25 protein-coding genes and 1 riboswitch are annotated in these 24,757 nt (G+C 58.9%); of the genes, 6 read left to right on the top strand and 19 right to left on the bottom strand.

All coding sequences use genetic code 11. The annotated features are described in order from the left end of the window. Nucleotides 1-84: 84 nt before the first annotated feature. The 6 genes from LA04_RS04740 to moaA all read right to left on the bottom strand — a co-directional run bounded on the left by LA04_RS04740 (nucleotide 85) and on the right by moaA (nucleotide 3,564). Complete coding sequence (locus LA04_RS04740; protein ID WP_024908758.1) at nucleotides 85-792, bottom strand: Bax inhibitor-1/YccA family protein; 708 nt, start codon at nucleotides 790-792, stop codon at nucleotides 85-87. A 64-nt stretch (nucleotides 793-856) separates the two neighbouring features. Further along, the gene (gene moaE, locus LA04_RS04735; RefSeq protein WP_047650633.1) at nucleotides 857-1,309 is read right to left on the bottom strand and encodes a molybdopterin synthase catalytic subunit MoaE; all 453 of its coding nucleotides are present in this window, start codon (nucleotides 1,307-1,309) and stop codon (nucleotides 857-859) included. A 1-nt stretch (nucleotide 1,310) separates the two neighbouring features. Beyond that, the gene (moaD, locus tag LA04_RS04730) at nucleotides 1,311-1,556 is read right to left on the bottom strand and encodes a molybdopterin synthase sulfur carrier subunit (protein WP_047650632.1); all 246 of its coding nucleotides are present in this window, start codon (nucleotides 1,554-1,556) and stop codon (nucleotides 1,311-1,313) included. Next, the gene (gene moaC / locus LA04_RS04725) at nucleotides 1,549-2,034 is read right to left on the bottom strand and encodes a cyclic pyranopterin monophosphate synthase MoaC (RefSeq protein WP_047650631.1); all 486 of its coding nucleotides are present in this window, start codon (nucleotides 2,032-2,034) and stop codon (nucleotides 1,549-1,551) included. The genes moaD and moaC overlap by 8 nt, the downstream gene beginning before the upstream one ends. A 3-nt stretch (nucleotides 2,035-2,037) precedes the next feature. Continuing rightward, the gene (gene moaB / locus LA04_RS04720; RefSeq protein ID WP_047648328.1) at nucleotides 2,038-2,550 is read right to left on the bottom strand and encodes a molybdenum cofactor biosynthesis protein B; all 513 of its coding nucleotides are present in this window, start codon (nucleotides 2,548-2,550) and stop codon (nucleotides 2,038-2,040) included. 24 nt (nucleotides 2,551-2,574) lie between these two features. Then, a complete protein-coding gene (gene moaA / locus LA04_RS04715) occupies nucleotides 2,575-3,564 on the bottom strand; it encodes a GTP 3',8-cyclase MoaA (RefSeq protein WP_047650630.1) in 990 nt (329 codons plus the stop codon). Beyond that, nucleotides 3,552-3,685: riboswitch (molybdenum cofactor riboswitch) on the bottom strand. (Overlaps the previous gene by 13 nt.) A gap of 225 nt (nucleotides 3,686-3,910) precedes the next feature. Between moaA and yvcK the strand changes: the two genes are divergently transcribed. After that, the gene (gene yvcK, locus LA04_RS04710) at nucleotides 3,911-4,819 is read left to right on the top strand and encodes a uridine diphosphate-N-acetylglucosamine-binding protein YvcK (RefSeq protein WP_047650629.1); all 909 of its coding nucleotides are present in this window, start codon (nucleotides 3,911-3,913) and stop codon (nucleotides 4,817-4,819) included. Between the two features lie 60 nt (nucleotides 4,820-4,879). Here yvcK and uvrB read toward each other — a convergent pair whose 3' ends face one another. Together uvrB and LA04_RS24300 are read right to left on the bottom strand one after the other, a co-directional pair. After that, nucleotides 4,880-6,895 carry an excinuclease ABC subunit UvrB gene (gene uvrB / locus LA04_RS04705; protein ID WP_047650628.1) on the bottom strand — a complete coding sequence of 672 codons (2,016 nt, stop codon included), beginning with the start codon at nucleotides 6,893-6,895 and terminating at the stop codon, nucleotides 4,880-4,882. A 524-nt stretch (nucleotides 6,896-7,419) separates the two neighbouring features. Next, nucleotides 7,420-7,608: a hypothetical protein gene (locus LA04_RS24300; protein ID WP_152594346.1), complete on the bottom strand. Its 189-nt coding sequence runs from the start codon at nucleotides 7,606-7,608 to the stop codon at nucleotides 7,420-7,422. A gap of 39 nt (nucleotides 7,609-7,647) precedes the next feature. Between LA04_RS24300 and LA04_RS04700 the strand changes: the two genes are divergently transcribed. After that, nucleotides 7,648-8,370 carry an ABC transporter ATP-binding protein gene (locus tag LA04_RS04700; RefSeq protein ID WP_047061409.1) on the top strand — a complete coding sequence of 241 codons (723 nt, stop codon included), beginning with the start codon at nucleotides 7,648-7,650 and terminating at the stop codon, nucleotides 8,368-8,370. Here LA04_RS04700 and bioD read toward each other — a convergent pair. Genes bioD through bioB form a run of 4 tightly spaced genes read right to left on the bottom strand, consistent with a single transcriptional unit; the run spans nucleotide 8,333 to nucleotide 11,960 of the window. After that, nucleotides 8,333-9,034 carry a dethiobiotin synthase gene (bioD, locus tag LA04_RS04695; RefSeq protein WP_200882514.1) on the bottom strand — a complete coding sequence of 234 codons (702 nt, stop codon included), beginning with the start codon at nucleotides 9,032-9,034 and terminating at the stop codon, nucleotides 8,333-8,335. The genes LA04_RS04700 and bioD overlap by 38 nt on opposite strands. Continuing rightward, nucleotides 9,027-9,782, bottom strand: a complete 756-nt coding sequence (gene bioC / locus LA04_RS04690; RefSeq protein ID WP_047650626.1) for a malonyl-ACP O-methyltransferase BioC — start codon at nucleotides 9,780-9,782, stop codon at nucleotides 9,027-9,029. Before bioC ends, bioD begins: the two co-directional genes overlap by 8 nt. Beyond that, nucleotides 9,766-10,923: an 8-amino-7-oxononanoate synthase gene (bioF, locus tag LA04_RS04685; RefSeq protein WP_047650625.1), complete on the bottom strand. Its 1,158-nt coding sequence runs from the start codon at nucleotides 10,921-10,923 to the stop codon at nucleotides 9,766-9,768. The genes bioC and bioF overlap by 17 nt, the downstream gene beginning before the upstream one ends. Further along, the gene (gene bioB / locus LA04_RS04680; protein ID WP_047650624.1) at nucleotides 10,920-11,960 is read right to left on the bottom strand and encodes a biotin synthase BioB; all 1,041 of its coding nucleotides are present in this window, start codon (nucleotides 11,958-11,960) and stop codon (nucleotides 10,920-10,922) included. Before bioB ends, bioF begins: the two co-directional genes overlap by 4 nt. An 86-nt stretch (nucleotides 11,961-12,046) precedes the next feature. On the opposite strand from bioB, the gene bioA reads away from it, so the two are divergent. Both bioA and LA04_RS04670 read left to right on the top strand, forming a co-directional pair. After that, nucleotides 12,047-13,336, top strand: coding sequence for an adenosylmethionine--8-amino-7-oxononanoate transaminase (gene bioA / locus LA04_RS04675; RefSeq protein WP_047650623.1), 1,290 nt, complete (start codon nucleotides 12,047-12,049; stop codon nucleotides 13,334-13,336). 48 nt (nucleotides 13,337-13,384) lie between these two features. Next, nucleotides 13,385-13,861: a kinase inhibitor gene (locus LA04_RS04670; protein WP_024908770.1), complete on the top strand. Its 477-nt coding sequence runs from the start codon at nucleotides 13,385-13,387 to the stop codon at nucleotides 13,859-13,861. 50 nt (nucleotides 13,862-13,911) lie between these two features. On the opposite strand, the gene hutH is transcribed toward LA04_RS04670, so the two are convergent. From hutH to hutI, 5 genes are all read right to left on the bottom strand, one after another. After that, entirely contained in the window at nucleotides 13,912-15,432 is a 1,521-nt protein-coding gene (gene hutH / locus LA04_RS04665; RefSeq protein WP_047650622.1) for a histidine ammonia-lyase, read from the bottom strand. Next, nucleotides 15,432-17,117 carry a urocanate hydratase gene (hutU, locus tag LA04_RS04660; RefSeq protein WP_047650621.1) on the bottom strand — a complete coding sequence of 562 codons (1,686 nt, stop codon included), beginning with the start codon at nucleotides 17,115-17,117 and terminating at the stop codon, nucleotides 15,432-15,434. The genes hutH and hutU overlap by 1 nt, the downstream gene beginning before the upstream one ends. A 127-nt stretch (nucleotides 17,118-17,244) precedes the next feature. Next, entirely contained in the window at nucleotides 17,245-17,979 is a 735-nt protein-coding gene (locus tag LA04_RS04655; protein ID WP_047650620.1) for a histidine utilization repressor, read from the bottom strand. Nucleotides 17,980-17,998: 19 nt separating this feature from the next. Beyond that, a complete protein-coding gene (gene hutG, locus LA04_RS04650; RefSeq protein ID WP_047650619.1) occupies nucleotides 17,999-18,937 on the bottom strand; it encodes a formimidoylglutamase in 939 nt (312 codons plus the stop codon). Then, on the bottom strand, nucleotides 18,934-20,157 hold the full coding sequence (hutI, locus tag LA04_RS04645) for an imidazolonepropionase (protein ID WP_047650618.1): 1,224 nt from the start codon (nucleotides 20,155-20,157) through the stop codon (nucleotides 18,934-18,936). The genes hutG and hutI overlap by 4 nt, the downstream gene beginning before the upstream one ends. Nucleotides 20,158-20,382: 225 nt before the next feature. On the opposite strand from hutI, the gene LA04_RS04640 reads away from it, so the two are divergent. After that, the gene (locus LA04_RS04640) at nucleotides 20,383-21,666 is read left to right on the top strand and encodes a putative acyl-CoA thioester hydrolase (RefSeq protein WP_033144970.1); all 1,284 of its coding nucleotides are present in this window, start codon (nucleotides 20,383-20,385) and stop codon (nucleotides 21,664-21,666) included. Nucleotides 21,667-21,743: 77 nt separating this feature from the next. On the opposite strand, the gene pgl is transcribed toward LA04_RS04640, so the two are convergent. Continuing rightward, nucleotides 21,744-22,739 (bottom strand): 6-phosphogluconolactonase, encoded by a 996-nt coding sequence (pgl, locus tag LA04_RS04635; protein ID WP_023310837.1) that lies wholly within the window; start codon nucleotides 22,737-22,739, stop codon nucleotides 21,744-21,746. A 140-nt stretch (nucleotides 22,740-22,879) separates the two neighbouring features. Here pgl and LA04_RS04630 point away from each other — a divergent pair, with 140 nt between their 5' ends. Then, the gene (locus tag LA04_RS04630; protein WP_047650617.1) at nucleotides 22,880-23,698 is read left to right on the top strand and encodes a pyridoxal phosphatase; all 819 of its coding nucleotides are present in this window, start codon (nucleotides 22,880-22,882) and stop codon (nucleotides 23,696-23,698) included. Here the strand turns inward: LA04_RS04630 and modC are convergent, their stop codons facing one another. After that, entirely contained in the window at nucleotides 23,699-24,757 is a 1,059-nt protein-coding gene (gene modC, locus LA04_RS04625) for a molybdenum ABC transporter ATP-binding protein ModC (RefSeq protein WP_047650616.1), read from the bottom strand.

The following is a 24,757-nucleotide window of genomic DNA, read 5'->3' as shown; positions in this document are numbered from 1 at the left end:
TGCCGTTTTTAGTGTTTGTTCCCTTCCCGTGGGAGAGGGTCAGGGTGAGGGCACCAGACCGCACCGCCACCCGGCAAAACAACCTTAGCGACGGTTGCCGAAAATACGCAGCAGCATCAGGAACAGGTTGATGAAGTCCAGATACAGCGTCAGCGCGCCCAGGATCGCGTATTTGCGCAGGTTTGAACTGTCGCGTACGTCGATCTGCTCGCCGATGTTTTTCAGCTTCTGGGTGTCATACGCCGTCAACCCAACAAAGATCACCACCCCGATGTAGGTCACGGCCCACATCAGCGCTTCGCTCTTCAGCCACAGGTTCACCAGCGACGCCAGCACAATCCCAATCAGCCCCATAAACAGCATGCTGCCGAAGCCGCTCAGATCGCGTTTGGTGGTATAACCGTAGAGACTCATCGCACCGAACATCCCGCCGGTCACCACGAAGGTGCTGGCGATGGAGGAGTAGGTGTAAACGATGAAAATGCTGGAAAGCGTCAGCCCGGTTAGCGCCGAATAGAGCATAAACAGCGTGGTCGCCATTCCGGCACTCAGCTTTTGCACCAGACCGGACAGCACAAACACCAGCGCCAGCTGCGCAATAATCAGCCCAAAGAAGGTGATTTTGCTCGAGAAGATAAACATCATCAGTTCAGGCGTGTTCGCCGCATACCACGCGATAAATGCGGTAAGCAGCAGGCCAACCGTCATCCAGCCGTACACCTGAGCCATATACGTCTGCAGGCCGCTACGGGTCTGCTGTACTATTGAATCGGAACGCGGAAATCGGTCCATGATTCACTCCTGATTAAGTTTAAGTAAACACACACGTTAAGATTAACACATCCACGTAAACCGACTACCAACGGCTGGCGGCTTGTTTATCGCTGTCGCGAGATTCTACCCAGCGGTCACCTTCCGGCGTGGCCTCGCGCTTCCAGAACGGCGCTTTGGTTTTGAGGTAATCCATAATGAACTCCCCTGCCGCAAACGCGCTGCTGCGGTGCGCGCTGGTCACCCCGACGAAGACAATCTCCTCGCCAGGCCACATCTCGCCGATGCGGTGAATCACAGTGACGCGGCCAAGCGGCCAGCGGCTTCGTGCCTCGTCAACAATCTCCGTCAGCGATTTCTCGGTCATCCCCGGATAGTGCTCCAGCGTCAGTGCCTTCACGCTGTCACCGAGGTTGTGGTTGCGCACCTTGCCGGTGAAGGTCACGACCGCGCCGTCTTCATCACGCTCCGCCAGCCAGCTGTATTCGGTCCCTACGTTAAAACGCTCGGGACTCACCAGAATTCGGGTTTCAGCCATCTTAGCCCCCCGTAACCGGCGGGAAGAAGGCCACCTCATCCCCTTCAGCCAGCGGGTGATTGAATTCCACCAGCGTCTGGTTAACGGCGGCCAACAGCTTGCCTTCGTCGAGCGCCAGCGCCCAGCGCTCGCTTTGTGCCGCGAGATGCGCGCGCAGTGCGGCGACGTTTTCGAAGGACGCGTCCAGCGTCAGGCTGTCGGTATTCACCAGCTCGCGCACCTGGGCAAAAAAGAGCACCCTAATCATGGCTGTCCACCTTAAAATCACCGGATTTGCCGCCGCTTTTTGCCAGCAGGCGAACCGGGCCAATCACCATATCTTTCTGCACCGCTTTGCACATGTCGTAGATGGTCAGCGCGGCGACTGAGGCCGCCGTCAGCGCCTCCATCTCCACGCCGGTTTTGCCGGTTAAGCGGCAGAGTGACTCAATTCGCACGCGATTATGCTCCGGCTGCGCCTGCAGGTTCACTTCCACCTTGCTCAGCATCAGTGGATGACACAGCGGAATGAGTTCCCAGGTCCGCTTGGCGGCCTGAATACCGGCGATGCGGGCGGTGGCAAAGACGTCGCCCTTGTGGTGGCTGCCGTCGATAATCATCGCCAGCGTCTCCGGCAGCATGGTGACGAACGCTTCCGCGCGCGCCTCGCGCACCGTTTCCGCTTTGGCGGAGACGTCCACCATATGCGCTTCGCCGGCGGCGTTGATGTGGGTCAGTTGTGACATAGCTTATTTCTTTAAATGGGGATGGAAATTACACGGACGGGTACGGGCGTCCAGCTGCGGGGCAATGATGTTTTCCCACGCGGTGCGGCAGGCTTTGGTCGAGCCCGGCATAGCGAAAATCAGGGTTTTGTTAGCCACCCCGGCAACGGCGCGCGACTGCAGCGTGGAAGTACCAATCTCTTCAAAGGAGAGCATGCGGAACACTTCGCCGAAGCCTTCTACCTCGCGGTCGAACAGCGGGATCAGCGCTTCGGGGGCCTGATCGCCTGTGGTAAAGCCGGTGCCGCCGGTAATCAGCACCACCTGCACCTCATCGCTGGCAATCCACTGCGAAACCTGAGCGCGAATGGCGTAGCGGTTCTCCTTCACGATCGCTTTATCGACGATGTGATGCCCCGCGTCATGGGCCGCCTCGCGCAGCCAGTGGCCAGAGGTATCATCCTCTTCGCCACGGCGGTCGGAAACGGTAAGGATAGCAATGCGTGTCGGGATAAATTCTGCGCTTACCTGACTCATCTTCTGATTCCTTCTTAAGCCTGATTACCCGCCGATGTAGGACAGGTTCTGAGTAATGCCGGTATTGCCCTGATGCAGGAAGTGGGTCTGTTTTTTATGCGTCAGCGCGTCAGAAATGCGCGCTTCAAGCGCGTCCTGCTGCGCATCGTCTTCCAGCAGATCGCGAAGATCCACGCCGCCGTCGCCGAACAGGCAAAGATGGAGCTTGCCAACGGAGGAGACGCGCAGGCGGTTGCAGCTGGCGCAGAAGTCTTTCTCATAGGGCATGATAAGCCCAATCTCACCCTCATAATCCGGGTGACAGAAGACCTGCGCCGGGCCGTCGCTGCGCTGGCGGATTTGGTGGATCCAGCCGCGTTTCAGCAGCTCGTCGCGCAGCACCATGCCGGAGATGTGATGGCGACGGAACAGTTCGCTGCCCTCACCGGTTTCCATCAGCTCGATAAAACGCAGCTGAATGGGGCGGGACTGGATCCACGCCAGGAAGGTATCGAGCTGATGATGGTTCACATCACGCATCAGTACCGTGTTGACTTTGACTTTTTCGAAGCCCGCCGTGAACGCCGCGTCGATGCCGTCCATGACCTGCTGAAATTTATCCTGGCCGGTAATGGCGTGGAACTGACGGGCGTCCAGGCTATCGACGCTGACGTTGATCGCCGTCAGCCCCGCATCGCGCCAGTTCGCCACGTCACGCGCCATGCGGTAACCGTTGGTGGTCACCGCAATCTGGCGGATACGTTCGTTTTCACGCACGGCGGCAATGATGTCGGGGAAATCGCGGCGCAGCGAGGGTTCGCCGCCGGTCAGACGCACTTTTTCGGTGCCGAGCTCAGAGAAGGCGCGCGTGACGCGGCGCACTTCATCCACGGAGAGAAAGCCGTTATTGGTGACGCTGCCCGGTTTGTAGCCATCGGGCAGGCAGTAGGTGCAACGGAAGTTGCACACATCGGTAATCGACAGACGTAAGTAATAAAACTTACGCGCGAAAGCATCAGTAAGTTGTGAAGCCATGTACACCTTTCCAGATCGGGAGGCACAGTCATTTCTTTCTGTACCCTGGTGGCAAATTCGCCACGGCCAGAGCGCCATATCTTTCGACACAGGCACAAGGGCTAGAGTGTATGTTTTCAATTTTGAAAACGTGGTTAGGGCGATAGTAGCGCGGAAATTCTGACGACGCCATTATCGCTTCACGCTATATAATTATCTATATAGCGAATCGATCCTGCATTTTCGCTACAGAATACCTAAAAACCGCATTTTCACATTGATATACGTCATTTTGCATCGGGTGAGGCATCGTCTTTTAGGGGTAGTTAGGTTACTGTTACGCGATCGAACGTGATAAGGAATACGTATGCGCAATCGCACTTTTGCGGATCTTGACCGAGTGGTCGCTCTTGGCGGAGGACACGGCTTAGGCCGGGTTATGTCCTCTTTATCGTCACTCGGCTCAAGGCTGACAGGGATAGTGACCACCACCGACAACGGCGGCTCAACCGGGCGCATCCGTCGTGCCGAAGGCGGTATTGCCTGGGGAGACATGCGCAACTGTCTGAACCAGTTAATTACCGAGCCAAGCGTCGCGTCGGCGATGTTTGAGTACCGTTTTGGCGGCAATGGCGAACTTTCCGGGCATAACCTCGGAAACCTGATGTTAAAGGCGCTGGATCACCTGAGCGTACGGCCTCTGGAAGCCATTAACTTAATCCGTAACCTGCTCAAAGTGGACGCATTCCTGATCCCCATGTCTGAACAACCGGTTGACCTGATGGCAATCGATGCCGAAGGGCATGAAGTTTACGGCGAGGTGAATATTGATCAGCTCCTCATGCCGCCAGCGGAGTTAATGACCTATCCGAGCGTGCCCGCCACGCGAGAAGCGGTGGAGGCCATTGGGGAAGCGGATCTTATCCTGATCGGTCCGGGCAGTTTTTACACCAGCCTGATGCCGATTCTGCTGGTGAAAGAACTGGCGCAGGCGCTGCGCCGCACCCCTGCCCCGATGGTTTACATCGGTAACCTGGGACGTGAGCTGAGCCCGGCGGCAGCGAGCCTGTCGCTGGCAGACAAACTTGAATTAATGGAGCAGTACGTCGGTAAAAAAATAATCGACGGCGTCGTGGTCGGGCCGAAGGTGGATGTGTCGGGTATTGGCGACCGCGTGGTGGTGCAGGAGCCACTGGAAGCGAGTGATATTAAATATCGCCATGACCGTCACCTGCTGCGCGAGGCGCTGGAGAAGGCGATTCAGGCGCTGGGTTAGGTTCGTTTTGTGCGGCCTGATGCCCTCTCCCACAGGGAGAGGGAGAAAACAACGCTTTACTCACGATGCCGCGATGAAAAGATCCCGCAGCTGATGAAGCTGGTCGCGGATCTGCGCCGCCTCTTCGAACTCCAGGTTCTGCGCGTGCTGCATCATCTGCCCTTCCAGCTCGTGGATTTTCTGCTGCAGCGCTTTCGGCGTCAGCACGACGGTATCCTCTTCCACCACTGAACGCGCCTTGCCGCGACCTTTCGCTTTGGTTTTGGCAATGTTCTGACCCAGCGCCAGAATATCCACGACCTTCTTGTTCAGCCCCTGCGGGGTAATGCCGTGCTCTTCGTTGTAGCGCTGCTGTTTCTCGCGGCGGCGCTCCGTTTCGCCAATCGCTTTCGCCATCGACGGGGTAATTTTGTCACCGTACAGAATCGCTTTACCGTTGACGTTACGCGCGGCGCGACCGATGGTCTGGATCAGGGAGCGTTCAGAACGCAGGAAGCCCTCTTTGTCCGCATCCAGAATCGCCACCAGCGAGACTTCCGGCATGTCCAGACCTTCTCGCAACAGGTTGATCCCCACCAGCACGTCAAACTCGCCCAGACGCAGGTCGCGGATAATCTCCATGCGCTCCACGGTGTCGATATCCGAGTGCAGATAGCGCACCTTCTCGCCGTGCTCTTCGAGATACTCGGTGAGGTCTTCCGCCATACGCTTGGTGAGCGTGGTCACCAGCACGCGCTCGTTGATGGCGGAACGGGCGCGGATCTCTGAGAGCAGGTCGTCCACCTGCGTCGCCACCGGACGCACCTCGATAATCGGGTCCAGCAATCCGGTCGGACGTACAACCTGATCGACAACGTCTTCACCGGATTTCTCCAGCTCGTAGTTGCCCGGCGTGGCCGAGACGTAGATGGTTTGCGGCGCCAATGCCTCAAATTCTTCAAACTTCATCGGACGGTTATCCAGCGCTGACGGCAGGCGGAAGCCGTACTCCACCAGCGTCTCTTTACGCGCCCGGTCACCGCGGTACATCCCGCCGATCTGCGGGATCGTGACGTGGGATTCGTCGATCACCAGCAAACCGTCTGCCGGCAGGTAATCAAACAGCGTCGGCGGCGGCTCGCCCGGCCCGCGCCCGGAGAGGAAGCGCGAGTAGTTTTCAATGCCGGAGCAGTAGCCCAACTCGTTCATCATCTCAAGGTCGAACTGGGTACGCTGGCTGAGGCGCTGCTCTTCCAGCAGCTTATTGTTGGCCAGCAGCACCTTACGGCGCTCGGCCAGCTCCACTTTGATCTCTTCCATCGCCTGCACGATTCGCTCCCGAGGCGTCACGTAGTGCGTTTTCGGGTAGATGGTGAAGCGCTGGATCACCGACTCAACGTGTCCGGTCAGCGGGTCGAAGAGCGACAGGCGTTCAACCTCTTCGTCAAACAGCTCGACGCGCAGCGCCATATCGTCCGATTCCGCCGGGAAGATGTCGATCACTTCTCCGCGCACGCGGAAGGTGCCGCGCTGGAACGCCTGATCGTTGCGGGTGTACTGCAGCTCCGCCAGACGACGCAAAATCGCCCGCTGGTCAATAATCATCCCCTGCGTCAGGTGCAGCATCATCTTGAGATAGAGATCCGGATCGCCCAGACCGTAGATTGCGGAAACCGACGCGACGACGACCACATCGCGACGCTCCAGAAGCGCCTTCGTGGCCGACAGACGCATCTGCTCGATATGTTCGTTCACCGAGGCATCCTTCTCGATGAAGGTGTCAGAACTCGGCACGTAGGCTTCAGGCTGGTAGTAGTCGTAGTAGGAAACGAAATACTCCACCGCATTTTCCGGGAAGAACTCTTTCATCTCGCCGTAAAGCTGTGCGGCCAGGGTTTTGTTGGGTGCCAGCACCATCGTTGGGCGCTGGAGATCCGCAATCACGTTGGCGATGGTGAACGTTTTACCCGAGCCGGTTACCCCCAGCAGCGTCTGGTGCGCCAGCCCGTCTTCCAGCCCCTCTTCCAGACGACGGATCGCCTCAGGCTGATCGCCAGATGGACGGAAAGCAGAATTCAATTTGAACGGTTTACTCATGGGCGACGACCTGATGACGTTATAAGCGGCAGGTGAGTAATTTTACTCGTTGTTGCCAGGAATGCCAGTAAAAAACACTGGATGAAAAACCAGTGGCATGTCAGGATATTTAGCATAGCGCCTGAATGATGAGTGGTATAACGGCCAAAATTTAGACTGTGACAATATAAAACACCAGTCAGGTCAGGTTATCCCCAGAACTTTTTCTTTTTTAACATTTGTCAAGCCAGGTAATGATAGTTTTGTGGCAACGGGTGACACTTTCATGACGGGAATTGCTTTTATCTAAGCAATTAAATAATAAACGATATTTTCTAAAGCCGCGTTTCGCGTCAATTTGGGCGTAAGCCGCGTCTTCTCTCGCTTATCGCGTGTTTTCTAACTCTAATGCACATGGTTATCCACAGGAATAGTGGATAACTGCTTCCAGCCCATGCAGACTGGCGCTCGGCAAATTCCCGGATTTTCCCACGAGACGGCGGGAAAAAATTTTTATAGCTATTTTTTGCTGATTAACAATTGCGTCATTCATAACCAATCGACGAGATCTTGCTCACATTTTCATCATTTTGAGTTCTGCACCACAACTCACCACCGCCAGCACCGTCGATGTGCAATCCGGTTTTTAATAAACCACTTTCCGGTGATTTATTCCTAAAAAAGCCATTTTTTTGAACACTTTTCGGTTTCTGGCAGGGGTTTTGCAGATTCAAACCCGAGCCTCACCTACACACATTTTTAAGGAGAGAAAGATGTTGAGTCTGCGTGCTGTGAATCAGTTTTACGGAAGCCAACATACGCTATGGAACGTGAATTTGGATTTTCCGCAAGGGATGTGTACAGGCGTCGTTGGCCTGCCGGGGATGGGGAAAACCACCCTCATGAATTGCATCGCCGGGAGAGTGCCCGTTGAAAGCGGCAGCATCATCTGGCATGAGGCGGGCGCACCGCCGCGCGACTTGCTTAACCTGCCGCCAGAACAGCGCTCAGGACCGGGGATAGGCTATGTCCCGCAGGACAGGCGGATCTTCTCCCAGTTAACGATTGAGGAGAATCTGCATATCGCCATGCGGGCGATGGGGAAACCCAACCCGGAGGCGAAAAGTGACGTTTACGACCTGTTTCCGGCGCTCTACGCATTGCGACAGGCCCGCGCCAATACGCTCTCTCCGGACGATCAGTATCAGCTGGCGCTGGCTAATGCGCTGGTTAACCGTCCGCACCTGCTGATCCTCGATGAGCCCCTGCACGGCGCAGGACACAGCTTCGCCCAGAAGCTGGGGCAGCTGCTGGTGCGCTTAAACCGGGAGTTAGGTATGACGGTGCTATTAGCGGAGCAGCAGCTGTCGTTTATCCGCCGGGTGGCGGACCGTTTCTGCATGCTCTATCGCGGGCGTAACGTGGCGCAGGGCCACGTTAACGAGCTGGATGACGAGCTTATCGCGCACTGGATGTCGCGGGAAGCAAGACGCTGAGATCGAGATAACGCCCGGTGTCGGCATTTTCCGCGCCGTCAGCAAGCCAGGGAATTTCCCCGAGGCACGGGGCGGGAAGTACGCGCCTGAGCGTCGCCAGATACTCCTGGTGTCGTTTCCCCGGCGCAACCACGTCGTTGGCTATCCAGCCCGCCAGCGTCAGCCCGGCCTGCTGTACGGCCTGCGCGGTCAACATGGCGTGATTGATGCATCCCAGCCTGACGCCGACGACCAGAATGACCGGAAGCTGCTCGGCCTGCACCCAGTCAGCAAACGTCTGCACGTCCGAAAGCGGCGTAAACCAGCCGCCTGCGCCTTCCACCAGCACCCAGTCGGCCTGGCTTTCCAGCGTCCGTAACCCCGCTGACAGCACGGTGAAATCAATCGGACGACCTTCGTCAGCGCTGATGATGTGCGGCGAGGTCGGCTCGGCAAAGGTGTACGGATTCACCGCGGAATAGGCAAGCTCACGCGTGCTGTTACGCTGAAGCGCCAGCGCGTCGGTATTGCGTAATCCTTCCGCCGTCATCTCACTGCCGGAAGCTACAGGCTTATACCCGGCGGTGTTTTTCCCAAGCTTTCGCGCCGCCTGCAGCAGCGCCGAGCTGGCCACCGTTTTGCCCACTTCCGTATCCGTTCCGGTGACAAAATAACGTTCACTCACGTTCGATAATCCCATGAAAAAGTTGATAAGAGAGCGGGAAGTGACCCGGCTGCTGCGGCCAAGCCAGCTCAAGGCGCTGCAGCTGACCGCGGGTGAGCGGTTTTTTCTCGCGTCCGGTATGCAGGTGCGTGGCGCCGATGCCCTTCAGCGAACGCATGGCGCTGAACGCATCGCTAAAATTAAGCGTGATGGTCTGCACCACGCTGCGGTAGCGCCAGCCTGCCAGCGCCTGCGTCACCTGCTCATGCGATAAAAAACGGTTAGCGTGCGGCTGCTCATCCACCGCTTTCCACGCCTGATTCAGCTCCGGCAGCGAACTTTCCAGCAGGGTGGTAAAGGCTACCTTCCCGCCCGGTCGCGCAACGCGATAAAGCTCGCGCAGGGCCTGCGCCAGACTGCTGCACCACTGAACCGCCAGATGGCTCCAGACCAGATCGAACTGCGCATCCGCCAGCGGGATCGCCTCGATATCCGCCAGCAGATAGCGATCCGCTGCCTGCCGCTGACGCGCCTCGTCGAGCATCTGCTCTGAAAGGTCAATAGCCGTAACCTGGCTTCCCGCCCCGCGCCAGTAGCGGCTGTTGCTGCCGGGACCACAGCCCGCGTCCAGCACCTGCGGAAAACGGTTGTCGCCAAGGGCGGCCAGAAGCCCCTGCGCGCTCAGACGCTGCAGCTCATCGTGCTGCGAATAGCTCTGCGCGGCCCGACCAAATGCCGCCGCAACGGCCTGCTTATTCACCGGCGTCATGGAGCGCCTCCAGCAACGTCTCAATATCCTGTCGTTCATGTGCCGCCGTCAGGGTTAAGCGCAGCCGCGCGGTACCCGGCGGGACCGTTGGCGGGCGGATGGCGGTCACCCACATGCCGCGCTCGCGCAGCGCCTGTGCCAGCGCCAGCGCGCGGCCGTTTTCGCCGACAATCACCGGCTGGATGGCGCTCTGCGAATCGGGGCTGTGGAAGGGCAGCGCCGCTAATCCCTGACGGAAGCGGGCAATATGTTCTGCCAGCCGCTGGCGACGTTCGTCCCCTTCCGCGCTGCGTATTACCGCCAGCGACGCAGACAGCGCCACGGCCTGCGCGGGGGGCATGCTGGTGCTGTAAATCAAATGTCGGGCAAACTGCAGCAGATAGTCGGCGACGGACTCGCTGCACAGCACGGCGGCACCGCTGACGCCAAAGCCCTTACCGAAGGTGACGATCAGCAGCTCCGGCTTTACGTTTTGCTGATGCGCGCTGCCGCGACCTTCGTCGCCCATTACGCCAATGCCGTGGGCATCGTCGACCAGCAGCCAGGCGTTTTGCCGTTTTGCGGCCTCGTGCAGCGCGGCAAGCGGCGCGCTGTCGCCGTCCATGCTGAACACCCCTTCGGTGACCGCCAGCTGCTGTCCGTCGCAGGGTTTATCCAGCAGTGCGGCGAGCTGCCCCGCATCGTTATGGGCAAAGCGGCGCAGCTGAGCCGGGCTTAAATTTGCCGCCTCCAGCAGCGAGGCGTGGCTCAGGCGATCGGCGACAATCCGGTCCTCTTTTCCCATCAGCGCGGTAATGACCGCCTGGTTGGCGGCAAAGCCGGAGATGAACAGCAGCGCGCGCGGGTAGCCGAGCCAGTCGGCAAGCGCCTCTTCCAGCGCCTGATGCGCGGTGGTGTATCCGCTGACGTGTCCCGAGCCGCCGCTGCCCACGCCAAACCGCTCCGCCCCCTGCTGCCAGGCGCGGATAATGGCCGGATGCTGGCTCAGCCCGAGATAGTCGTTGCTGGAGAAATTGCAGAACCGCTGGCCTTCACGGGTAAGAAAACGGCCCGCGCCGTTTTCCACCACCCTGCGAACGCGAAACGCCTCTGCCGCCCGGCGTTCGTCCAGCGCGGTATTAATGCGTGCCTGCCAGGTCATACGGCTGCCGCGTTGTAGAACTGATCGGTGTCGGCGTTGAAAATCTGCTGCTCCAGCTGCTGCTGTTGCTCGTTATCGCCCGTCAGCACTTCGGTCTGATGCGGGTTAAGCCCCAGCTTGCGGAACAGCTGAACGTCTTTGTCCTCTTCCGGGTTCGGCGTGGTCAGCAGCTTGCAGCCGTAGAAGATGGAGTTGGCTCCGGCCATAAAGCACATCGCCTGGGTCTGCTCGTTCATCTGCTCGCGACCGGCAGAGAGGCGCACGAAAGAGGTCGGCATCATGATGCGCGCCACCGCAATGGTGCGAATAAAATCAAACGCATCCACGTCCTCGTTATCCGCCAGCGGCGTCCCTTTAACCTTCACCAGCATGTTGATCGGTACGCTTTCCGGCGGAGTCGGCAGGTTCGCCAGCTGCAGCAGCAGGCCCGCGCGGTCTTTCACCGTTTCGCCTAAACCCACGATACCGCCGGAGCAGACCTTGATCCCCGCGTCGCGCACTTTATCCAGCGTGTCCAGACGCTCCTGATAGGTCCGCGTGGTGATGATGTTGCCGTAAAACTCCGGCGAGGTGTCGAGGTTGTGGTTGTAGTAGTCCAGCCCCGCGGCGGAGAGGCGCTGCGCCTGCTCGTCGTTGAGCGTGCCGAGCGTCATACAGGCTTCGAGGCCCATCTCCTTCACGCCCTTCACCATCTGCTCCAGATACGGCATGTCGCGATCGTGCGGGTTCTTCCACGCCGCGCCCATGCAGAAGCGGGTTGAACCGGCGTTTTTCGCCTTGCGGGCGGAGTCGAGCACCTGCTCCACCTCCATAAGCCGTTCGGATTCCAGGCCGGTTTTGTAGCGCGCGCTCTGCGGGCAATATTTGCAGTCTTCAGGACAGGCACCGGTTTTGATCGACAGCAGCGTGCTGACCTGAACGTGGCGCGGATCGAAGTGCTGACGATGCACCTGTTGGGCTTCGAACATCAGCTCAAGGAAAGGTTTGTTGAATAATTCAGTGACTTGCGACATCGTCCAGCGTGCGTGGTGAGCCATGGGGCTTCTCCAAAGGGTTTTGTTAATTTTCGGTTCGGTTTATACTCGTAAACCTAAAACTTTTCAAAATGGTTTACAAGTCGATTATGACCCAGGACGATCTCGCCTTCGACAAGCAGCATATCTGGCACCCTTACACCTCCACCACCCGCCCTCTTCCCGTCTATCCGGTGGCCTCCGCCCACGGCTGCGAGCTGCACCTCGCCAGCGGCGAACGGCTGGTTGATGGGATGTCTTCGTGGTGGGCGGCCATTCACGGGTACAACCACCCGCGCCTGAATGCGGCGATGAAGGCCCAGATTGACCAGATGTCGCACGTGATGTTTGGCGGAATCACCCATCGGCCCGCGGTGGATTTATGCCGCCGTCTGGTGGCGATGACGCCTGACTCGCTGGAGTGTGTGTTCCTGGCGGATTCCGGCTCCGTGGCGGTTGAAGTGGCGATGAAAATGGCGCTGCAGTACTGGCACGCGAAGGGCGAAACGCGCCAGCGGTTCCTCACCTTCCGCAACGGCTATCACGGGGATACCTTCGGGGCGATGTCGGTGTGCGATCCGGACAACTCCATGCACAGCCTGTGGAAGGGCTATCTGCCGGAAAACCTGTTCGCCCCTGCCCCGCAGAGCCGCTTCGACGGCGAGTGGAACGAGATGGACATGGTCGGTTTCGCCCGGCTGATGGCGGCACATCGCCATGAAATCGCCGCCGTGATCCTGGAGCCGATTGTGCAGGGCGCTGGCGGAATGCGGATGTACCATCCGGAATGGCTGAGGCGTATTCGCAAGATGTGCGACCGCGAGGGCATTCTGCTGATTGCCGATGAGATCGCCACCGGCTTTGGCCGCACCGGCAAGCTGTTTGCCTGCGAGCATGCGGGCATTGCGCCGGATATTCTGTGTCTGGGTAAAGCGCTGACCGGCGGCACCATGACGCTCTCCGCCACGCTCACGACCCGCCAGGTGGCCGACACCATCAGCGACGGCGAGGCGGGCTGCTTTATGCACGGCCCGACGTTTATGGGTAACCCGCTGGCCTGCGCCGTCGCAAGCGAAAGCCTCGCCATTCTGGAAAGCGGCGAGTGGCAGACGCAGGTTGCGGAGATTGAAGCGCAGCTGAAAGACGAGCTGAGCGCCGCCTCGGGCGCGAATTTCGTGGCAGACGTGCGCGTGCTGGGTGCCATCGGCGTGATTGAAACCACCCATCCGGTGAATATGGCGGCCCTGCAGCGCTTCTTCGTTGAGCAGGGCGTCTGGGTGCGGCCTTTCGGCAAGCTTATCTACCTGATGCCGCCGTACAGCATTACGCAGGAGCAGCTGCGTAAATTAACCGACGCGGTTGTAACAGCCGTTAACATTCCCGCGCATTTCACGATGTAACCCTATGCATTACACTTGCTGAACGAGCGATCAACGAGGGTAAACCGTATGAAAATCATCAGTAAAGATCTGCGCGACGGTGAAAAACTGCCGGAACGCCACGTATTCAACGGCATGGGGTATCAGGGAGACAATATCTCCCCGCACCTGGCGTGGGACGAGGTTCCGGCCGGAACCAAAAGCTTTGTCGTGACCTGCTACGACCCGGATGCGCCTACCGGCTCCGGCTGGTGGCACTGGATTGTGGCGAACCTGCCTGCCGACACGCGCGTCCTGCCGCAGGGCTCCGGTTCAGATCTGGTTGCTCTGCCTGAAGGCGCCATTCAGACGCGCACCGATTTTGGTAAAGCGGGCTACGGCGGCGCGGCGCCACCAAAAGGGGAAACCCACCGCTATATCTTCACGGTGCACGCGCTGGATGTGGAGAAGATTGAGGTCGATGAAGGCGCGAGCGGCGCGATGGTAGGGTTTAACGTGCATTTCCATACGCTGGGGAGCGCGTCGATTACGGCGATGTATTCATAATAGTGCGGGCTAATGCCCTCTCCCACAGGGAGAGGGTTAGGGCAAAAAAATCACAGCACCGGCGGCAACAACCCCACCAGCCGCCCCTCTTCCAGAAGCTGCATCGCCTTATCAATATCCGGCGCAAAGAAGCGGTCATCATCGTAGTGCGATACGTGCTCGCGCAGCGCATGACGCGCCTGCTCCAGCAGCGGGCTCGATTTTAGTCCTTCACGCAGATCGATACCCTGACTTGCCGCCAGCCATTCCACCGCCAGCACGCCGCGGGTATTGGAGGCCATTTCCCAGAGACGACGCCCGGCAGCCGGTGCCATCGAAACGTGATCTTCCTGGTTCGCTGACGTTGGCAGGCTGTCCACGCTGTGCGGGTGCGACAGGGCTTTGTTCTCGCTCGCCAGCGCCGCCGCGGTCACCTGGGCAATCATAAAGCCCGAGTTGACCCCGCCGTTACGCACCAGGAATGGCGGCAGCTGGGACATATGTTTATCCATCATCAGCGCGATGCGGCGCTCGGACAACGCGCCGACTTCGGCAATCGCCAGGGCGATATTATCCGCAGCCATTGCCACCGGCTCGGCGTGGAAGTTACCGCCTGAGACCACCTCGTTTTCCTGGGCGAACACCAGCGGGTTGTCGGACACCGCGTTGGCTTCGACCAGCAGCACTTCTGCCGCCTGGCGCAGCTGCGTCAGGCACGCGCCCATCACCTGCGGCTGGCAGCGCAGGGAATACGGATCCTGCACCTTCTCGCAGTTGTGGTGTGAATCGGCAATCTCGCTGGTGTCGGTAAGCACGTGACGGTACATCGCGGCGGCATCAATCTGCCCGCGCTGACCGCGCACCTCGTGGATGCGGGCATCGAACGGGCGACGCGAGCCCAGCACGGCTTCGGTGGTCAGGGCACCGCACACCACCGCCGAGGCAAACAGATCTTCCGCTTCAAACAGGCCGCGCAGCGCGAAGGCCGTCGATGCCTGCGTACCGTTCAGCAGCGCCAGCCCCTCTTTCGCCGCCAGGGTGATCGGGTTTAACCCGGCTTTTTTCAGCGCCTCTTTCGCAGGAAGCCACTCGCCCTGCCAGCGCGCTTTGCCTTCGCCCAGCAGCAGCAGCGACATGTGCGCCAGCGGCGCAAGATCGCCGGATGCGCCGACGGAACCTTTCGCCGGGATCCACGGATAGACTTCCGCATTGACCAGCGCCATCAGCGCCTGAATCACGCTCAGGCGAATGCCGGAGAAGCCGCGGGCCAGGCTGTTGATTTTGAGAACCATCATCAGACGGACAATCTCATCCTCCAGCGGCTGACCCACGCCCGCCGCATGTGACAGCACCAGCGAACGCTGCAGGTTTTCCAGATCGTGTGTGGCGATGCGGGTCTGCGCCAGCAGGCCAAAGCCGGTGTTAATCCCGTAGGCGGTGCGCCCTTCGGCAACGATGGCTTCGACGCAGGCGACGCTGTCGTTAATGGCGGCGTGAGCGCTTGCATCCAGCGACAGGGTGACCGGCTTGCGCCAGACGTTACGCAGCTGCTTGAGCGTCAGCGATCCGGGAGTGAGTGTTAATGCGTTCATCAATGCTTTCCTTGTGTGGCAGGGATCATCGGCAGGTTAAGGCCCTGCTCTTTGGCACAGTCAATGGCAATTTCGTAACCCGCATCCGCGTGACGCATCACGCCGGTGGCCGGGTCGTTGTGCAGCACGCGAGCGATACGCGCGGCGGCTTCATCGGTTCCGTCGCAGACGATGACCATCCCGGAATGCTGGGAGAAGCCCATCCCCACGCCGCCGCCGTGGTGCAGCGACACCCAGGTCGCGCCGCTGGCGGTATTCAACAGAGCGTTCAGCAGCGGCCAGTCGGAGACCGCATCCGAGCCGTCGCGCATGGCTTCGGTTTCGCGGTTCGGGCTGGCGACGGAGCCGGAGTCCAGATGATCGCGGCCGATGACGATCGGCGCGGAGACTTCACCGCTGCGCACCATTTCGTTGAAGGCGAGGCCGAGTTTTTGACGCCACTCCAGCCCAACCCAGCAGATACGCGCCGGCAGGCCCTGGAAATTAATGCGCTCGCGGGCCATGTCCAGCCAGTGGTGAAGATGCTCGTCATCGGCGACGATCTCCTTCACTTTGGCGTCGGTTTTGTAGATGTCCTCCGGGTCGCCGGAGAGGGCAACCCAGCGGAACGGACCGATGCCGCGGCAGAACAGCGGGCGGATATAGGCAGGAACGAATCCCGGGAAGTCAAAGGCGTTATTCACGCCCATCTCTTTCGCCATCTGGCGAATGTTGTTGCCGTAGTCAAAGGTCGGAATGCCCATCTGGCTGAAGGCCAGCATGGCGGAGACGTGCTCAGCCATGGAGCGTTTCGCCGCAAGCACCGTGCCTTCCGGGTCGGTTTCCGCTTTTTGCTGATATTCTTCCCACGTCCAGCCTTTTGGCAGGTAACCATGCAGCGGGTCATGGGCGCTGGTCTGGTCGGTGACCAGATCCGGACGCACGCCGCGGGCGACGAGCTGCGGGAGAATGTCCGCCGCGTTGCCGCACAGGGCAATCGACACGGCTTTGCCTTCGGAGGTGTATTTTTTGATGCGCGCCAGCGCATCGTCCAGATCGGTTGCCTGCTCATCGACGTAGCGGGTGCGCAGACGGAAATCAATGCGGCTCTGCTGGCACTCAATGTTCAGCGAGCACGCGCCGGCAAGCGTGGCGGCCAGCGGCTGCGCGCCGCCCATGCCGCCAAGACCCGCGGTCAATACCCAGCGGCATTTGAGCGAGCCGTTATAGTGCTGGCGGCCGGCTTCCACGAAGGTTTCGTAGGTGCCCTGCACGATCCCCTGGCTGCCGATGTAGATCCAACTGCCCGCTGTCATCTGGCCGTACATCGCCAGCCCTTTCGCGTCCAGTTCGTTGAAGTGTTCCCAGGTGGCCCAGTGCGGCACGAGGTTAGAGTTGGCGATCAGCACGCGCGGGGCGTTTTTGTGCGTTTTAAATACGCCAACCGGCTTGCCGGACTGCACCAGCAGGGTTTCGTCGTGTTCGAGTTCGGTCAGGGATTTTACAATTGCGTCATAGCATTCCCAGTTGCGCGCGGCGCGGCCAATGCCGCCGTAGACCACCAGCTCGTGGGGGTTTTCCGCCACCTCAGGGTCGAGGTTGTTCATCAACATGCGCAGCGGGGCTTCGGTGAGCCAGCTTTTGGCGGTAAGCGTGGTGCCGCGCGCGGCGCGGACGTCCTGCTGGCGGTATTTACCTGACGACATTGTGTGCTCCTCATAGGGGACAGATGATGCATTTAGATATACTTGTATAGACAAGCACACACAAGGCCGGATTTAACAAAAAAGATACAATTTTGTTATATTGCGTTAGCGATCACGCTTATAAAACTTATGACATGAAGTGGCCCTGCAGCCGGTAGCGATTCCCCGGGAAAAGCAGCCGGGCATGCGACACAATGTGCGACGAGGACCAGGTTCGACGGCGGATCAACAGGCACGGATCGTGCTCTTTAATGCGTAGCCTTTCGCACTCCTGCGGCGTGGCGCGCACGGCCTCTACAATGTGCTCCCCTTCCGTCAGCGGTGCGACGAGCGAGAGATAGGCATGCGGCGTAGTCTGGGTGTAATCCTGGCTCAGATAGTCCGGTATCCGCTCAGCGTTAACGCAGCGATCTTCAATCTGCACCGGAATGTCGTTTTCGAAATGCACCATCACGGAGTGGAAGATTCGGCTTCCCTCCTTGACGTTAAGCTCTACCGCCTGCTCGGCGCTGGCCTGGGTCTCTTCGAGCACCAGCACCTCACAGCGGTGCTGATGATTACGCGCGGCTATCTCGTCCGCAATGCTGCGGATTTCAAACAGGGCCGACTGTCCTTTCGGTTCCGCCACAAACGTCCCCACGCCCTGCAGACGCACCAGAAGCCCTTCGTCGGTCAGCTCGCGCAGCGCCCGGTTGACGGTCATCCGGCTAAAACCAAACTGCGCCACCAGCTCGGCCTCCGAAGGTATGCGGTCGTGCGGGCGCCAGACGCCGGCGGCGATTTTTTCGCTAATTGCCTGCTTCACCTTTTCATAGAAAGGCGCGGGAGGGCTCGACTGCGGCAGAGGTGAGCGTGAAAACATCGTGACTCCTTGAATAGTGTTATGCCCACCAGTGAGCAATTTGCCAGGCCAGGCGGGCGGCAAGCTTTGCGCCCTGCCCGTCCCGATCGTACTGCGGGTTAAACTCTACCAGATCGGCGGCCTGTAGCTTACCGCTACGGCAGATTTGTTCGATAACCGGGAGAAGATCCAGCGCCGGTATGCCTAACGCAGCCGGTGCGGACACGGCAGGCATTTCGCTGGCGGGCAGGACGTCCAGGTCGATTGTCAGATAGATACGATCGGCCTGCGCCAGCACCCTTTCCAGGACGGATAGCGCATCGCGCCTGAAATGCAGATCTTCCACCAGCGTGACGTTCAGGCGTTCGGCCTCATCCCACAAAGCCTGCGTGTTCGCCGCCCGGCTCACGCCAAGGCAGGCGTAATGAAATTCCCGCCCGCGCTCATCGCAGTAGCGCGCCAGCTGGCGAAACGGGGTGCCGGACGTCGCATGGTCGGCCTTGCGCAGATCGAGATGGGCATCAAGGTTGATAATGACAACCCGCTCGTTCGGGAAGGCGTCCAGCACTCCGCGACCGTGCGCCCAGGCGGTTTCGTGCCCGCCGCCAAAGACCAGCGTGCGCATCCCGGACTGCTGACAGGCCGTGACGGCATCGCTCAACGCCTGCTGTGCCGCTTCCAGCTCGTGGCCTTCAACGTACACCGAGCCCATATCCGCCAGCCGGTCATGCCCCTGATGGCTTGCCATATTTGCCAGCGCTTTTCGCAGCATATCCGGTGCCTGCACGGCGCCTGGCCTGCCCTGATTGCGTTTTACCCCTTCATCACATTCAAAACCTATCAGCGCGATGCCGGATGAAAGCGGCATGAACTGGCCCTGCTGCTTTATCGTCTGAAAAATGCGCTTTGCGCTGCTGGCCTCGGCGCTGTCATCGCGCCCCTGCCAGACGGTTTCGGCTACGGGCCGCCATAACCTCATACTGCCTCCCCACGGAAAATACGTTGATACAGCGGATTGCGTCCCGGCTCGTAGACCATCTCAACCGGATGGTGTGCATCCCAGACGATAAAATCGGCGACAAACCCCGCCCGCAGCTGTCCGTGGGTTTCACCGCGGCCCAGCGCCTGCGCGGCATGGCGCGTGACGCCTGCCCAGGCTTCTTCCGGGGTCAGGCCAAACTGGACGCAGGCCATATTCATCGCCAGGTGCAGGCTCGCAAACGGGCTGGTGCCGGGGTTATAGTCGGTGGCGACGGCCATCGGAACACCGCGTTTTCTGAGCTGTTCAACCGGCGGACGCTGGCGCTCCTGCAGAAAATAGAACGCCCCCGGCAACAGGACGGCAACCGTGCCGCTTTCCGCCATCGCCTGAACGCCTGCGTCGTCGAGATATTCAATATGATCGGCGGAAAGGCCCTTATACTGGCTGACCAACGCCGCGCCGCCCTGGTTCGACAGCTGTTCGACATGCCCTTTCACCGGGATACCCAGCGCGGCGGCAGTCCGGAAAAGGCGCTCGGTTTGCGACGGGGTAAAGCCGACGTTTTCGCAAAACACGTCGACTGCTTCATATAACTCTTTTTGCCACAGCGTGGGCAGTATCTGCTCACAGACCAGCGTGAGGTAGGCATCCGGATCCTGCCGGTATTCCGGCGGAACCGCATGGGCCGCCAGCAGCGTTGGGCTGATATCAATCGGATTATTGAGGCCCAGCTGGCGGGCAACCTGCAGCATCTTCTCTTCGGCCTCGGCGTTGAGCCCGTATCCGGATTTGATTTCAACCGTGGTGACACCTTCATTCATCAGACGCTGGAGCCGCTGCTGCGCCAGCTTAAGCAGGGTTTCGGCTGAGCTGCTGCGCGTCGCCGTCACGGTAGCGTTAATCCCGCCCCCCCGGGCGCTGATGGTTTGATAAGAGACGCCGTTCAGACGCTGCTCCCACTCCGCCGCGCGGTCGCCGCCAAATACCAGGTGGGTGTGGCAGTCGATCAGGCCCGGCGTGACAAGACGTCCCTGAAGATCGACACAGTGACGGTGTCCGGAAGGAATTTCAGATTCAGGGATCACGGCCAGAATAATCTGGCCGCGCACGACCAGGGCGTGTTGCTCTTTCAGTCCATAAGGCGCAGGTACGTCCGGCGCCATCGTAGCCAGTCGCGCATTTCGCCATATAACATCGTCGGGATGAATCTGCTGCATGGGGCATTCCACTTGTCTTAGGTTGTATAGACATTTATTTGCATCCACCGTCTACTGTCAACCGCCTTAACGGAAAATGTTATTTATTTGTGATCACTTACCTGCCGCCCCAGGGCTAAAAATGCAACTTTTACCCTTTTTATCTTCCCGTTTCGCTCAACTTAGTATAAAAAAGCAGGCTATTTCGTCTATCCCGTAAAGACTTGCATACCCAGGAGCTTCACCTTGAACATTTCCAGGATTTCCCGTCTGGCGTTAGCACTCGCCTTTGGCGTGACCTTATCCGCATGCAGTTCAACACCACCGGATCAGCGCCCTTCTGAGCAGGTTGCGCCCGGTACCGCCTCCCGCCCGATTTTGTCCGCTGATGAAGCGAAGAACTTCGATCGTGCGCACTACTTCTCGGCGATGGATCCTAACGCTGCGCCGTGGACACCTTCTTCTATTAACCTGCCTAAACAGCCTGACTTCGTGGTTGGCCCGGCCGGTGCGCAGGGCGTAACGCATACTTCTATTCAGGCTGCGGTTGATGCTGCCATCACTAAACACAGCGCGTCTCGCCAGTACATCGCGATCCTGCCGGGTGAATATGAAGGCACCGTGTATGTTCCGGCGGCACCAGGCAGCATTACGCTTTACGGTCTGGGCGAAAAAGCGATCGACGTAAAAATTGGCCTGGCGATTGATTCCGAAATCGACAGCAACACCTGGCGTCACCTGGTGAACCCGGCCGGTAAATATATGCCGGGTAAACCGGCGTGGTACATGTTTGATAACTGTCAGAGTAAGCGTTCCGCCACCATTGGCGTGATGTGCTCGGCGGTATTCTGGTCTCAGAATAACGGTCTGCAGCTGCAGAACCTGACCATTCAGAATACCCTGGGCGACAGCGTTGATGCAGGCAGCCACCAGGCCGTTGCGCTGCGTAGCGATGGCGATAAGGTGCAGATTAACAACGTCAACATTCTGGGCCGTCAGAACACCTTCTTCGTGACCAACAGCGGCGTGCAGAACACCCTGCAGAATAACCGCCTGACCCGTACTCTGGTGACCAACAGCTACGTTGAAGGTGACGTGGATCTGGTGTCCGGTCGCGGCGCGGTGGTGTTTGATAATACCGATTTCCGCGTGGTGAACTCACGCACTCAGCAGGAAGGTTACGTGTTTGCTCCGGCAACCCAGTCTAACCTCTTCTACGGCTTCCTGGCCGTGAACAGCCGCTTTAACGCTGCCGGTGACGGCGTGGCGCAGCTGGGACGCTCCCTGGACGTGGACTCTGCGACCAACGGCCAGGTTGTGATCCGCGACAGCGTGATCAACGAAGGCTTCAACATGGCGAAGCCGTGGGCTGATGCCGCGATATCCAAACGTCCATTCTCCGGCAATACCGGCGCGGTGGATGATAAAGGGAACGTGCAGCGCAACCTGAACGACGCTAACTTCAACCGCATGTGGGAATACAACAACCGCGGTCTGGGTAGCAAAGTGGTTGCTGAGCCGAAGCAGTAAGCTGTTTTGCCCGGTGGCGCTGCGTTTACCGGGCATAAAAAAACCTCGCATTCGCGAGGTTTTTTGTTTTTAGCCGCTTAGTGAGCGTTGACCACCACCCACATTGGCCCCTGGCCGACGGCATAACGCCCTTTCTCTTCCAGCAGCCCCTGCTCGCCTTTAATTTCATACAGCGCGATGTGGTGGGATTTCTGCCCCGCCGCAATCAGGTATTTACCGCTGTGATCGATATTAAAGCCGCGCGGCTGGGTTTCCGTTGGCTGGAACCCTTCAATCGCCAGCACGCTGCCGTCTTCAGAGACGCTAAACACGGTAATCAGGCTGGAAGTACGGTCACAGGCGTACAGATGGCGGCCATTTGGCGTAATGTGGATATCCGCTGCCCAGCGGGTGTCGGAGAAGTCGGACGGCATCATGTCCAGCGTCTGCACGCACTCAATCTGGCCGTTAGGATCTTTCAGCTCCCATACGTCCACCGAGCTGTTCAGCTCATTAACCACATAGGCGTACTGCTGGTTCGGATGGAAGACCATATGGCGCGGGCCGGCGCCTTCAACGGTAGTCACTTCGGCAGGATTCTGCGCCACCAGGTGACCATCATCGCTCAGGGTGAACAGGCAGATACGATCCTGCTTCAGCGCAGGCACCCACAGCGTGCGGTTATCCGGAGAAATATTCGCCGAGTGGCAGCCTTCAAGCCCTTCCACCACATCCACGGTTTCGACCGGAATGCCCTCTTCCAGACGCGTTACGCTGACGCAGCCCGCGTTATAAGAGCCGCTGAAGACAAAGTTGCCTTTACGATCGGTCGAGATATGGGTTGGGCTGCCCGGCAACGGGGCTTCGGCAGTGTACGTCAGCGCGCCATCGTCCGGAGAAATGCGATAGGCCAGCACGCGGAACTCCGGGCGCACACCCACGTACAAGAAACGTTTATCCGGGCTGATGACCATCGGTTGCACCTGGCCTGGTACATCAACAACCTGAACCAGCGTGAGTGTCCCTTCGGTATTTAAACGCCAGACGTGGATCTGCTGGCTTTCAGGACTGGCGGTATAAACGGTTTGTTTCATGAATATTCACTCCTCACTGCGCATGAAAGTAGTTAACTTTTGACGGTGAATGCTGAATTGTCGACAGGAGTTTTGAAGCGTTCGCCTCTCGGTGTACCATCCCATCAAAACGTAAATTCAATATTAACCCGGGAAAACAGATGACCTCGCGTGTGATTGCTCTGGATTTAGACGGTACCTTACTGACGCCGCAAAAAACCCTTCTCCCCTCCTCCCTTGAGGCGCTAAAACGCGCGCAGGAAGTGGGATATCAACTCCTTATCGTAACGGGTCGACATCACGTTGCCATTCACCCTTTTTATCAGGCACTGGCGTTAGATACACCTGCAATTTGTTGTAATGGCACTTATTTGTATGATTATCAGGCAAAAAAGGTTTTAGCCTCCGACCCGCTGCCGGTTCCCCAGGCGCTGCAGCTGATCGATCTGCTGGATGAGCATGCCGTTCACGGCCTGATGTATGTGGATAACGCGATGCTGTACGAGCGCCCTACTGGCCACGTGGTGCGCACCAGCAACTGGGCGTTGTCCCTGCCTGAAGCGCAGCGTCCGGTCTTTACCCAGGTCTCCTCCCTGCGTCAGGCCGCCCAGGACGTTGAGGCTATCTGGAAATTTGCCCTGACCGATGAAGACACCACCAAACTGAATACCTTCGCAAAACACGTGGAGCAGACGCTGGGTCTGGAGTGCGAATGGTCCTGGCATGACCAGGTGGACATTGCCCGCAAAGGCAACAGCAAAGGCAAGCGCCTGACGCAGTATGTGGAATCTCAGGGCGGGTCGATGCGTGACGTGATCGCCTTCGGCGACAACTACAACGACATCAGCATGCTGGAAGCCGCCGGTACCGGCGTGGCGATGGGCAATGCCGACGACGCGGTCAAAGCCCGCGCCAACGTGGTGATTGGCGACAACACCACCGACAGCATCGCGCAGTACATTTATACCCACCTGCTGTAATCAGGCGGTAATCGAGACGCTCTTAATTTGCGCGTAAAGCCACAGGCCGGGTTTGATCCCTAACTCATCCCTGGCCCACGGGCTGATGCGCGCCCAGAGCGTCCTGCTGCCGACTTCAAGCTTCACTTCCACCTGCCCGTTATCATCAAAACACTCCGCGACTTTGGCGCGCAGAATATTTCGGATACTGGTTTGCAGCGGCGGCTGCAGCACCAGCGAGACGTCCGACGCCTGGATGCGAATTCGCAGCGCGGACTGTAGTGGTTTGTCGATCTTATTGACCCACAGATGCTGGTCGCCCAGCGCCAGGGCGGTCATCGCGTAGTGCGGATGGTGTTCCAGAACGCTCACTTTAAGAATGCTGCTCTGCTGTTCCCTGGGTAACCAGGGGTGCATTACGCTGCTGCCCCACACCTCTTCCAGGTTGCCAAAGGCCTTCACGCTGCCCTCTTCCAGCACCAGCACCTTGTCGGCCAGATGGAGGATCTCATCCAGCGAATGGCTGACGTAGAGCATCGGAATATTAATTTCGCGCGCCAGGCGCTGTAGATAAGGCAGAAGTTCGCGTTTACGCGGAATATCGAGCGAGGCCAGCGGCTCGTCGAGCAGCAGCAGTTCGGGTGCGGTCAGCAACGCGCGGCCAATGGCCACCCGCTGTTTTTCTCCGCCGGAGAGCGAGGATGGCAGCCTGTCGAGCAGAGGCTCAATCCCTAAAAGCGTCACCAGCTTATCAAACTGCCCGGCCATGCTTTTCGCCATGCCGTAACGCAGGTTGCCGCGCACGTTGTAGTGCGGGAATAAGCGCGCGTCCTGGAAAACATAGCCGATGCGGCGTTTATCAGGCGAAAGATACACCTTATTTTCCACGTCATTTAAGACGCGGTTATTCAATACAATCCGTCCTGACTGCGGGCGGGTCAGACCGCTGATGGCATTAATCAGCGACGTTTTTCCCGCCCCCGACACGCCAAAGATGGCGGTGATTCCGCTTGCCGGCAGCGTCTCGTTAAGCGTCAGGGTATGGTTTCCCAGCGTCTGGGTGAAATGGAGTTCCAGCAT

The organism is Enterobacter sp. UCD-UG_FMILLET (assembly GCF_000762975.1).
In the GTDB taxonomy this organism is placed as follows: Bacteria; Pseudomonadota; Gammaproteobacteria; order Enterobacterales; family Enterobacteriaceae; genus Enterobacter; species Enterobacter dykesii.
The sequence above is the reverse complement of the archived record's forward strand: the minus strand, read 5'-3'. Positions and strand labels throughout refer to the sequence as shown.